The sequence below is a fragment of the Marinibacterium profundimaris genome (assembly GCF_002210095.1).
GTDB lineage: Bacteria > Pseudomonadota > Alphaproteobacteria > Rhodobacterales > Rhodobacteraceae > Marinibacterium > Marinibacterium profundimaris.
In genome coordinates this window covers 21,397-33,067 of record NZ_AQQR01000033.1, presented here as the reverse complement: position 1 = coordinate 33,067, position 11,671 = coordinate 21,397, and the positions used below count along the sequence as shown (strand labels likewise).

Annotated in this window: 11 protein-coding genes; 7 read left to right on the top strand and 4 right to left on the bottom strand. The window is 68.0% G+C overall.

From position 1 onward, the window contains the following. From ATO3_RS27190 to ATO3_RS27175, 4 genes are all read right to left on the bottom strand, one after another. On the bottom strand, positions 1-973 hold a 973-nt coding region (locus ATO3_RS27190; protein WP_198963364.1), incomplete at its 3' end, for a cbb3-type cytochrome c oxidase subunit I. Beyond that, the gene (locus tag ATO3_RS27185) at positions 970-1,992 is read right to left on the bottom strand and encodes a cytochrome c oxidase subunit II (protein WP_088652919.1); all 1,023 of its coding nucleotides are present in this window, start codon (positions 1,990-1,992) and stop codon (positions 970-972) included. The genes ATO3_RS27190 and ATO3_RS27185, both read right to left, overlap by 4 nt. A 68-nt stretch (positions 1,993-2,060) precedes the next feature. Continuing rightward, complete coding sequence (locus ATO3_RS27180) at positions 2,061-2,669, bottom strand: exopolysaccharide biosynthesis protein (protein WP_233152347.1); 609 nt, start codon at positions 2,667-2,669, stop codon at positions 2,061-2,063. Positions 2,670-2,868: 199 nt separating this feature from the next. Then, positions 2,869-3,471: a superoxide dismutase family protein gene (locus ATO3_RS27175; RefSeq protein ID WP_088652918.1), complete on the bottom strand. Its 603-nt coding sequence runs from the start codon at positions 3,469-3,471 to the stop codon at positions 2,869-2,871. Between the two features lie 408 nt (positions 3,472-3,879). Here ATO3_RS27175 and ATO3_RS27170 point away from each other — a divergent pair, with 408 nt between their 5' ends. The 7 genes from ATO3_RS27170 (at position 3,880) to ATO3_RS27140 (ending at position 11,652) form a co-directional block, all read left to right on the top strand. Next, positions 3,880-4,722: an MBL fold metallo-hydrolase gene (locus ATO3_RS27170; RefSeq protein WP_143747400.1), complete on the top strand. Its 843-nt coding sequence runs from the start codon at positions 3,880-3,882 to the stop codon at positions 4,720-4,722. Positions 4,723-4,789: 67 nt separating this feature from the next. Further along, positions 4,790-6,046: an extracellular solute-binding protein gene (locus ATO3_RS27165; protein ID WP_088652916.1), complete on the top strand. Its 1,257-nt coding sequence runs from the start codon at positions 4,790-4,792 to the stop codon at positions 6,044-6,046. A 54-nt stretch (positions 6,047-6,100) separates the two neighbouring features. Continuing rightward, the gene (locus tag ATO3_RS27160; protein ID WP_088652915.1) at positions 6,101-6,994 is read left to right on the top strand and encodes a carbohydrate ABC transporter permease; all 894 of its coding nucleotides are present in this window, start codon (positions 6,101-6,103) and stop codon (positions 6,992-6,994) included. Continuing rightward, positions 6,991-7,836 carry a carbohydrate ABC transporter permease gene (locus tag ATO3_RS27155; protein WP_088652914.1) on the top strand — a complete coding sequence of 282 codons (846 nt, stop codon included), beginning with the start codon at positions 6,991-6,993 and terminating at the stop codon, positions 7,834-7,836. Before ATO3_RS27160 ends, ATO3_RS27155 begins: the two co-directional genes overlap by 4 nt. Before the next feature lies 1 nt (position 7,837). Continuing rightward, entirely contained in the window at positions 7,838-9,352 is a 1,515-nt protein-coding gene (locus tag ATO3_RS27150) for an argininosuccinate lyase (protein ID WP_088652913.1), read from the top strand. A 3-nt stretch (positions 9,353-9,355) separates the two neighbouring features. Continuing rightward, a complete protein-coding gene (locus ATO3_RS27145; RefSeq protein ID WP_088652912.1) occupies positions 9,356-10,432 on the top strand; it encodes an ABC transporter ATP-binding protein in 1,077 nt (358 codons plus the stop codon). A 35-nt stretch (positions 10,433-10,467) separates the two neighbouring features. Continuing rightward, entirely contained in the window at positions 10,468-11,652 is a 1,185-nt protein-coding gene (locus ATO3_RS27140) for an ROK family transcriptional regulator (RefSeq protein ID WP_158218081.1), read from the top strand. Positions 11,653-11,671: the final 19 nt, after the last annotated feature.

Below are 11,671 nucleotides of genomic sequence, written 5' to 3'. Positions count from 1 at the left end.
GGAACCCGGTGCCCACGGCCGACAGCACGATCCAGGAATAGCCGACGATGGGACGGCGCGCGACGGTGGGGATGATCATCGCTGCGATGGCGATCGAAGGCAGGAAGATGATGTAGACCTCGGGATGCCCGAAGATCCAGAACAGGTGCTGCCACAGCATCGGATCGCCGCCCCGGGTCGGATCGAAGAAGGGCCAGTCGAAGGAGCGTTCCAGCTCGAACAGGAAATCCCCGGCGATCAGCGGCGGGAAGGCGAAGAGGATCATGGCCCCCACCACCAGCACGTACCAGGCATAAAGCGGCATGATGTTCACGCGCATCCCCGGCGGCCGGCATTTCAGAGAGCCCACGATCAGCTCGACCGCGGCGGCGATCGAGGCGACCTCGATGAAGCTGAGGCCCAGCAGCCAGATGTCGCTGCCCGGGCCTTCGTCCTCGGTCGCCAGGGGCGGGTACATGAACCATCCCGCCCGCGGCGCGGCATCGAAGAAGATCGATCCGATGACGAAGATGCCGCCGATCAGGAAGCACCAGTAGCCATAGGCCGACAGGCGCGGGAAGGGCATGTCGCGCGCGCCCAGCATCCCGGGCAGCAGCAGGATCGAGATCGCCTCGAACAGCGGCACGGCGAAGAGGAACATCATCGCCGATCCGTGCATGGTGAAAAGCTGGTTGAACCGGTCGGCCGGGATCAGGTCGTTTTCCGGCACCGCCAGCTGGGCGCGGATCAGCAGGGCCATCACCCCCGCCATCAGCATGAAGACCAGCGCGGTCATGCAGTACCAGCGCCCGACCTCGGAATTGTTCACCGCCGTCCAGTAGCGCCAGCCCGACGGCGTTTCCCAGGCCTTGCGCAGCCGGTCCGCCTGGGCGGTCCGTACGGCCTCGGGGACCGGTTCGTTCAGCATCGCCTCGGTCGGGGGCCAGGGGCCGGAGGGGCCGGGCAGGGCGCTGTCGGGCGGGGTGCGGGTCATTTCAGACCCTCCAGGTAATGCGCGAGATCGACAAGATCCCGCTCGGGCAGGTCGTAGGCGGGCATGCGCACCCCGGGCTTGAGATCCCCGGTATGGGCGATCCAGTCGGCGATGGCGTCCAGGTCAAGCGGGGACCGGCCGGCACCCAGGGTGGCGCGGCCGCCCACATGGGTCAGGTCGGGGCCGACCTGGCCCACCGCCGGGGTACCCCGGATCGTGTGGCAGGCGCCGCAGCCCTGGTCAAAGAACACCGTCTGGCCGCGCATGGCGGCGGCGCCGGTGGGCGGGGCGGCATCGGCGGCTTCGGCGGCCAGCCAGGCGTCGAAGGCGTCCGGCTCCATGGTGATCGCGGCAAAGGCCATCCAGGCGTGGCTTGCCCCGCAGAACTCGGCGCATTGGCCGCGGAACCGGCCGGGGGTGTCGGGATGCAGGCTGATCATCGTCTCGCGGCCCGGGAACATGTCCATCTTGCCGCCCAGGGCCGGGATCCAGAAGGAATGGATGACGCGGTCCGAGGTCAGGCGGAATTCGGTCCGCTGGCCGACGGGCAGGCGGATCTCGTTGGCCGAGACGATGGGCGCATCGGCCCCCTCGGGCCAGTATTCCACGCGCCACCACCATTGCTCGCCGGTGACGCGCACCACCAGCCCGTCGCCGGGGCGGCGCGGATCGGGCAGCAGGCTGAGCCCCCAGACCAGAAGCGCGCTCAGCACCACGGCGGGCAGGACGATCCCGCCGCCGATCAGCAGGGGGCGGATGTATCTTTCGTCGAAGCGGTCCGACGCGATGTGCGACAGGATGTAGAATGCGCCGTTCAGTGCCAGCCAGAGAAGGACGGCACCGGCCAGCATGACCCAGAACAGCTGCCCGATAGAGGCGGCGTCGCGCCCGGCCAGGTTCAGCGCCGATTGCTCGCCCCCGCAGGCGGCCAGCCCGAGAAGCGGAACCACCCGGCCGATCGCTGCCGCACGCGACAGATCACGCCCAGGTCGCGCCGGGTCACGCTTGTGTCTTGTCATGCCCCGTGAACGGCGCGGCGGTCCGGATTGTTCCCGGGATTTTGATCGCCCGTGTCCGGGGCCTCCGGTCAGATCGACCGCACCGCCAGTGTCAGCCCGCCTGCGATGACCACCAGCGCCAGCAGCGCGAAGAGCCCGTCGCGCGCCAGCAACGTGAAGGCCATCAGCGTGACGGCGGCGCCCAGGATCGAGGACGAGAAGGGCACGACCTCGAGCAGGGGCATGGCCATGCCGCAGAGCAGGCAGGCGAGAAAGATCAGCCGGTCGGCGGGCGGCGTGACCAGAAAGGTCAGGCGTTCCCCGGAATGGCGGTCGATCCAGGCGGCCGGCTTGCGCAGCTGGTCGATGCCCTTCTTCAGCCGCTTGGTGGGCACCGCCCGCCGGGTCAGCCAGCCGGGCAGCCAGAGGTGGCTTCGCCCGATCAGGGACTGACCGGCCACCAGCGCAATGAAGATGCCGCAGAAGCTGGAGAACAGGGGAATGCCGGACAGCGGCGTGACCACCGCGAGCGCCGGCGCAAGCAGGACCGGCACGAAGGACGCCTGCCCCAGCGCCTCGACGATGTCATCGAGCGAGGTCTCTTCGCCATGAGCCGAGTCGGACAGGCTGTCGAGCATGTCGCGCATCGAAGACGGTGCGGAAGATTGTCGGTCGGCGCTGTCCGGGGCCTGGCTCATGTGGGTGTCTCCTCTTGCTTTTTTCGGACAACGCGCGCCGACCGCGTTCGGATCCGCAGGAGGCGGTCGTGCCGTTGCGTAGACGGAAGGACAGGGGGCCACAGGGGGGGCGGTGCCGGGACACCGGGTCAAGCGCATCGGGCCCTGCGCCGTGGGGCGCAGGGCCTTTTACTGGAAGGGCAGGGTGGGAGGCTTGCGGTTACTCCGGGATCACCGCGCAGGCGACCCGGTCGCCGGCCGCGCCTGACGGCTGGCTTTCATAATCGTCCGCGCCGCCGTGCAGCATCAGCGCGCGCCCCGAGACGTTGTCCTGCTCTCCGCCCAGAATGGCCATGGTGTTGAGCACCTGCGCCTTCAGAGTGCCATCCGCGGCGACATACTGGTTCGGCATGTCACCCACGTGGGGGCCGCCTTCGACCATGAACCCATGTGCCGTGGCATCGCCCGCGAAATGGCCGCCGGCGGTCTTGAAGCCTTCGCCGGGATCGCAGGCGCCGGTTTCGTGGATGTGGAACCCGTGCCAGCTCTCGGGCGTCAGGTCGTGCAGGTCGAGCTCGATCAGCAGCCCGGCGGGGGTGGATGTGAGGGTGGCGGTGCCGATGTCGGCGCCCTCGGCCGAGACAAAGCTGACCTCCTCCCCGGCCTCCTGAGACGCGGCGGGACCCGGCAGCAGGCCGGCGCCAAGGGCGGTCGCGGCGAGCAGCAGCCCGCCCGTCAGAAGGCCCGTCAGGCCGGGCGACCGCGTCAGCGCATCGGTGCGGGCATGGGCCCGGCGGGAGGGTGTGGTGGCGGAATGAAGCATGATCAGGTCCTTCCTGGTGGTCGACGGGGGCGGGCCGGTCCGTCCCCCGGTCCGTCCCCTTGTGATCCGACCGCGGTTTTTCGGCCCGCGGCGGGCCGGAAACGCCGGATGCGCAGCAAGTGCGGATCGCCTATCAGGCGGGACGGCGCGGCACTCCGCGTCCGACATGCGCGCGACGACATCATGAACCCAACCCGTGCCGTATGGCAAATGTTCCGGTCGCGCCGCATCCCGTGACGGAAAGCGCGGGCGCCTGTGCCCGGTCCGGAGGGCCGGACGATGGGCCTTTTGGAACTTTTTGGAACTAAATAGCGATGGATAACGCCTGATCTCCGGGATTCACAGTTGACAGACGCCGTCTCAACGGCAAGTTTGTTCTGCAATGGAACGAATGGAAGGGCCGCCAAGGTGTCCACTCTGCCGACGCCGGATAAGATGATCCTGCCGATGATCGATGCGGTTCCGGCTCCGGTCGACGTGAGCTGGTCGTTCCCGCAGGTCGCGGCGGCGGACTGGTCCGGCCTGACCTGCGCCGGTCTGGACGGCGAGGGCCGGTTTCAGCCCAGCCTCGGCTGCTTCCTGCTGCGGATCGATGGCCGGGCGGTGATGGTGGATACCGGGATCGGGCCGGGCCCCAACCGCTATCTGGGCGGCCTTTACGGCAGCCTTACCGTGGGGCTGGAGATGGCCGGGGTGCGCCCGGACGAGATCGACCTGGTGGTCTTCACCCATCTTCACATGGACCATATCGGATGGACCATGGGGCCGGAGGGGCCGTTTTTTCCGAAGGCCCGCCATGTCGCCCCGGCAGCGGACCTGGCCCATTTCGAGGCCGGCGCGCCGGGCATGGGAGAGCATCACCTGATCGCCTACGAGACCTGCCTCAAGCCGCTGGTCGAGGCCGGCCGGGTCGAGGCGCTGGAGGATGGCGCGCGGATCGCCGACCGGATCCGTTACCTGCCGACGCCGGGTCATACGCCGGGCCATCAATCGGTGCTGATCGACACCGGGCGCGACACGATCGCGGTGGCAGGAGATGTTTTTCACTGCCCCGCGCAGGTGGAACGGCCCGCATGGTCGCACCGCGCCGACCATGATGCCGAAACCGCGCGGGCCAGCCGCGAGGCCTTTCTCGCGCGGGCGGCCGACGAGGACTGGCGCATCGGGGCCGGGCATTTCCGGGACGGGCTGCAGCTGGGCCGGATCGCACGGGACGGGGGCGGCTATGTCTATCGCCCCGGGACAGGCTGACAAGACGGAACAACAGACCAAGCCGCAGCCGAACTGCGGCATCCCACAGCAACACGGAGGTTGACACATGACCCATAAACTCAAGCTTACCACGGCCGCGGCGGGCCTTGCCGCCGCACTGACCGCCGCGCCCGCATCGGCGGTCGAAATCGAATACTGGCAGTATTTCTTCGACGGGCGCGTCAAGGCGATCGACCAGCTGATCGAGGCCTTCGAGGAGGCGAACCCCGACATCACGGTCAAGCACACGCATTTCCCCTATGCCCAGTTCCGCACCAAGGTCGCCGCCGCCGTGCCGGCGGGCGAGGGGCCGGATGTCATGCAGTTCTACTATGGCTGGCTGCCCGATTACATGAAGGCCGGCCTGATCCAGCCGCTCTCGACCGAGGCCTTTCCGCCGGCCGAGATCGAGGAAGAGTTCTTTCCCATCGTCGAGCGGATGAAGATCGACGGCGCCTATATGGGCCTGCCGACGGCGGTGCGCTCGCTGGCGATGTTCTACAACAAGGACCTGTTCGAGAAGGCCGGGCTGGACCCCGAAAACCCGCCCGCAACCCATGACGAGCTGGTCGAGGCGGCGATGGCGATTTCCGAACGTGACGCGGGCGGCAACCTGCTGGTCGCGGGCATCACCGCCACGCCGGTGTCGCAGGACGCGCATTACTGGCGCGAGGTGCTGATGCGCCAGTTCGGCGGCCAGCCCTATTCCGACGACGGCACCGAAGTGACCTACAACACCGAGGAGGGCGCCCAGGCGCTGCACGCCTACACGGACCTCTTCATGGAGGACAAGGCGACGGATTACGGCTTCATGAACGAAAGCCAGGCCTCCTTTGCCGCGCAGCGGGCCGGGATCCTGATCGACGGGTCGTTCCGGATCGGCGCGGTGCAGTCGATGGAAGGGCTGAACTGGGGCGTGGCCCCGCTGCCCAGCCACAACGGCGTGACGTCGAACTATGCGTCCTACTGGGTCAACGGCATCGCGGCGGGCGTCGAGGGCGAGGAGCTGGCCGCGGCCGAGAAGTTCCTGGCCTACCTGACCACCGACGAGGCGATGCAGCTGTGGCTGGACGTGGTGGGCGAGCTGCCGGCGAAGCCGTCGGTCGCGCTGACCGAGGCGAATGCGAATGATCCGGTCTATGGCCCGTTCATCGCGGGGCTTGAAACGGCGCAGACCACCGAGTTCGTCAACGAAAGCGCGCAGCGGCAGATCTGGCTCGACATGATCGACCGGATCAACATCGGCGGCGTCTCGGTCGAGGACTCGCTGGCCACCGCCGCCGAGGAAGAACAGAAGCTGCTCGACAGTTTCTACACCGAGTAACCGGCGCCGGGTGGCGGCCACGGCGCCGCCACCCGCACCGCACCGGAGGCCCCCATGTCCTTTCGCGATACCATGACCGTCGGCCAGAAACGGGCCGCGACCGCCTGGATGTTCCTGATCGTCCCGGTCCTTTTCTTCGTCGTGGTCCGGTTCTGGCCCACGTTCCAGTCCAGCTGGATTTCCCTGACCGAGGGGCCGATGATGGGCCCGCGCGACTTCGTGGGCCTCGACAATTACGTGCGCATGTTCGGGGATCCGGTGTTCTGGAAGGTCTTCGGCAACACGTTCAAATACCTGGCGATCGGCCTGCCGGTCAGCCTGACGATCTCGTTCGCGGTGGCCTATTACCTGGATCGCGTGCGCTTCATGCACGGCTTCATCCGGGCGCTTTACTTCGTGCCCTACCTGACCACCGCCGTCGCCATGGCCTGGGTCTGGCGCTGGTTCTATGAACCGGTGCCGATCGGGCTTTTCAACCAGATCCTGTCGGCGATGGGCCTGCCGCAGCAGCCCTTCCTGCGGTCGATGACGCAATCGCTGCCCTCGGTCCTGGCGCCGGCGGTCTGGGCGGGTCTGGGCTTTCAGGTGATCATCTTCCTGGCCGGGCTGCGCGCGATCCCGGACACCTATTACGAGGCCGCCCGGATCGACGGCGTGGGCCCATGGACCATCCTGTGGGAGATCACGCTGCCGCTGCTGAAGCCCACGCTTCTGTTCCTGATCGTGGTGTCGTCCATCGGGTTCCTGCGGATCTTCGACCAGGTCTACAACATGACGGTGGACGGGCAGGGCGGGCCGCTGAACGCCACGCGGCCGCTGGTGCTGAACATCTACAATTCCGCCTTCGTCGATTATGAAATGGGCTATGCCACCGCGCAGACCATGGTCCTGTTCGTGGTGCTGCTGGCCATCACCGTCGTGCAGCTGCGCCTGCTGAGGTCCGAATGAGCATCACCGACATCACCGCCTTCCGCAAACCCGTCCGCCCCGTCCGGGTCCTGACCTGGACCCTGCTGGCGATGGGCGGGATCGTGATGATCATGCCGTTCCTGTTCATGATCTCGACCTCGCTCAAGACACCGGACCAGGTCTATGACCTGCGGTTCATCCCCGCGCGCCCGACGCTGGCGAATTATGCCGAGCTTTTCGCCGACGGCCGGTTCACCGCGTGGTTCGTCAACTCGCTGATCACCTCGACGATCGTCACCGCCTCGGTGCTCTTCTTCGACAGCCTGATCGGCTACACGCTGGCCAAGTACAGGTTCCGCGGTCGCGGCCTTGTCTTCATCGCGATCCTGTCGACGCTGATGATCCCGACCGAGATGCTGGTGATCCCGTGGTATGTCATGAGCTCGCACATGGGCTGGCTGGACAGCTACTGGGGCATCATGTTCCCCGGGCTGATCACCGGCTTCGGCGTCTTCCTGATGCGCCAGTTCTTCGGCACGGTTCCGGATGAGCTGATCGACGCGGCGCGGATCGACGGGCTGTCGGAATTCCGCATCTGGTGGGAGATCGCCATGCCGCTGGTCACACCGGCGCTCTCGGCGCTGGCGATCTTCACCTTCCTGGGCAACTGGACGGCCTTCCTCTGGCCGCTGATCGTCACCTCGGACAGGGACCTGTTCACCGTGCCCGTGGGCCTGTCGTCGTTTGCGAGCGAGAACCTGACCCGCTGGGAAATGGTGATGACCGGCGCGGCCGTCTCGACCATCCCGACGCTGATCGTCTTCATCCTTCTGCAGAAATACATCATCCGGGGCGTCGTGCTGTCCGGACTGAAAGGCTGACATGAGAGACCCTTCGCACCACGACACCAGCCGCTTTCCCGACCCGGTCTATGCCCGCACCGTGCTGGCGCCGCTGTACGATCACGCCAAGGCGCTGTTCGGCGAGCCGCTGATCCGGATCAACCGGGCGCATTGCGTGATGCTGGCCGAAACCGGCGTGCTGCCGCAGGCCGACGCCGCGCGCATCGCCGCCGCTTTGGCGCAGGTCGAGGCCAGCGACATTCTGGAACCGGCTGAATACACCGGCGCCTACGAGGATCTCTTCTTCGAGGTCGAAGCCGCGCTGAAGGCCCATGTCGGCGCCGAGCTGGGCGGCGCCCTGCACACCGCGCGCAGCCGCAACGACCTGGACCATGCGATCCTGCGGATCCGCCTGAAGGGGCTGCTGGACGATTTCCTGGCCAAGGGCCGGGCGCTGGCGCAGGCGATGCTGGACGCGGCCACGCGCAACAGGGCCGAGATCGTCGTCGCCTATACCCATGGCCAGCCGGCCCAGCCCACGACCTATGGTCATTACCTGTCGGGCGCGCTCGAGACGCTTCTGCGCGATCTCGAGCGGCTGGAGGACGCCCGCGCGGTGGTGGACCTGTCGCCCATGGGCGCGGCCGCCATCACCACCAGCGGCTTTCCCGTCGACCGCCATCTGATGGCCGAACTGACCGGCTTTGCCGCGCCCACGCGCAATTCCTACGCCTCCATCGCCGGGGTGGATTACCTCACGGGGACCTATTCGGCCTTGTCGCTGATGATGCTGCACCTCGGCCGTTTGGTGCAGGATTTCCAGTACTGGACCGCCTTCGAGGTCGGCCAGCTTTACGTCAGCAACGCGCTCGTCCAGATCAGCTCCATCATGCCGCAGAAACGCAACCCGGTGCCGATCGAGCACCTGCGCCACCTGGCCTCCACCGCCTCTGGCCAGGCCGATGCGCTGGTGCGGACGATGCACAACACGCCCAACACCGACATGAACGACAGCGAGAGCGAGGTGCAGGTGGCCGGCGCGCGCGCCTTCGACACCGCCGGGCGGGTCGCGGAGCTGCTGGCCGCGCTGCTGGCGCAGGCCGAGGTGCGGCCCGACAACGTGCGCCGCAACATCGACCGGTCCTGCATCACCATCACCGAACTGGCCGATACGCTGGTCCGGTCCGAGCGGCTGTCCTTCCGCCAGGCGCACGAGATCGCCACCGCCACGGCCCGCGCCGTGGTGGCCGAGGACAGCGTGCTGAGCCAGGGGTTCCCGGCCTTCCGCGACGCCTTTGCCCAACACGCGGGCCGCGCCACGACACTGGACGAGGCCGCCTTTCGCGAGGCCGTCGGCCCGGAACGCTTTGTCGCCGTCCGCGACCGGTTCGGCGGGCCCGCCCCGGCAGCGATGGACGAGGCATTGGAAAGCTATGGCGCCACGCTGGCGGCACTGGACGCCCGCGCCGCCGCGCATCAGGACCGCCAGCAGGCCGCCGATGCGCTGCTGCAAGACAGGTTCGACGCGCTTCGCACCTCGGCGCAGGAGGTCTGAGACATGGCAGACGTTGCACTTCGCAAGCTGGTCAAACGCTTCGACGAAACGGTCGTCCTGCACGGAATCGACCTGGAGATCGCCGATGGCGAATTCGTCGTCCTCGTCGGGCCCTCGGGCTGTGGCAAGTCCACGACCCTGCGCATGCTGGCGGGGCTTGAAGAGGCCTCGGGCGGCGAGATCGCCATCGACGGGCGGGTCGTCAACAACCTCGAACCCAAGGACCGCAACATCGCGATGGTCTTCCAGAACTACGCGATCTACCCGCACATGACCGTGCACCGGAACATCGGCTTCGGCCTGCGCACCTCGCCGCTGAGCAAGGTCGACAAGGACAGGCGGATCCGCGAGACCGCCGAGATCCTCGACCTGACGCCGCTTCTGGACCGCAAGCCCTCGCAGCTGTCGGGCGGGCAGCGCCAGCGCGTCGCCATCGGCCGCGCCATGGTGCGCGACCCGGCGGTGTTCCTGTTCGACGAGCCGCTGTCGAACCTCGACGCGCAGCTGCGCGCGCAGATGCGGCTTGAGGTCAAGCGCCTGCACCAGCGGCTGAAATCCACCATCGTCTTCGTCACCCACGACCAGGTCGAGGCGATGACGCTGGCCGACCGCATCGCCATCATGCGCGACGGACGGATCGAACAGCTGGGCACGCCGGACGAATTGTACGCGCGGCCGGTCAACACCTTCGTCGCGCAGTTCATCGGCAGCCCGTCGATGAACCTGCTGCCCGGCACGGTCGATGCGGACGGCCGGCTGACACTGGACGGGATCGAGGGCGCGGGCGGCCGGCTGCCCGGGTCCGTGCGTCCCGGCGCCGTCACCGTGGGCATCCGCCCGCCGGACCTGAAACCGACGACCGGGGCCCCGGACGGCCTGACCATCCCCGGCCAGGTCGAGATCGTGGAACGCCTGGGCCACGAGGCGCTCGTGCACCTGTCCGCCGGGCGGCACCCGGTGGTGGCACAGGGCGAGGGGCTGACCGGCGTGGACCTCGACACCACGCTGTCGGTGAGTGTTCCGGCGGCGTCGGTCTACCTTTTCGATCCCGAAACCGGCAAAGCACTGGAAACCGCATGAGCCAGCCGGACCGGATACGGGAGCCAGGCGGCGACATGACCGCCTTTCCCGGGGCCACTCACAGCCGGCGCAGTTCGCAGCGCGCCATCCTGCGCGAGATCGTCTCGGGCGGGCCGATTTCGCGGGCCGAGATCGCGCGGCGCACCGGCCTGTCGAAGCAGACGACGTCCGAGGTCGTGCGGCTGCTTCAGAAAGAGGACTGGGTCTGCGAGGTCGGCCAGCAGCGCGGGCAGGTGGGGCGCAGCGCGACCAACTACGAACTGAACGGCAAACGCGCCTATGTCTGGGGCGGCGACCTGGGCGGCACCAAGCTGAGCATCGCCTTTTCCGACCTGTCGGGCGAGATCGTCGCAGAACGGGTGGAGCCGACCGATGCCGCCGGGGGGCCGGCCGTGATCGCGCAGATCGCGCGGATGACGCTGGCGCTGGCCGAGGAGAACGGCTTGCCGGTCGACCGGATCTTCTGCGGCGCGCTGGGGGTGCCCGGCGCCTATGACCGGGCGACGGGGCGGTTCAGCATGGTCACCAACCTCGCCGGGCTGGAAGACATCAACCTTGAAGAGGCGCTTGGCGCCGCGCTGAACATGCCGGTGTTCGTCGAGAACGACGTGACGCTGGCGGCCAAGGGCGAGATCTGGCGCGGCCATCCCCGCCCGACGGGCACCTTCGCCTTCCTCGCCATGGGCACCGGGGTCGGCCTTGGCCTGGTGTCCGAGGGCCGGATCGTGCGCGGCGCGCATGGGGCCGCGGGCGAAATCGCCTGGCTGCCCGTCGCCGGGGACCCGTTCGACAGCCGCAACCACCGCGCCGGCACGCTGGAGACGGCGATTTCCAGCGCCGCGATCCTCGACCGGTACCGCGCGGCCGGTGGCGCCGCGGACGTCACCATGATCGGCCTGTTCGACCGCATGGCCGAAGGCTGCCCCATCGCGCTGCGCGTCATGCGCGAGGTCGCGCGGGCCCTGGCCATGGCCATCGTCGCGATCCGGTCGATCTTCGACCCCGAGGTGGTGATCTTCGGCGGCAGTATCGGCGCGCGGCCCGAACTGCTGGAGCTGGTGCGCGAGGCGCTGGCCGGCTGCATGCCCGATCCCGTCGCGCTTGAAATCTCGGGCGTCGGCAATCGGGCGGGACAGATGGGCGCGATCTCGATGGCGCTGGACCATTTCCGCGACACGCTTTTGGGCGAAGAGACCCTTGGGGTGGTGCCGCAAGGCTGACGCCCGCCCGGGCGGCCTG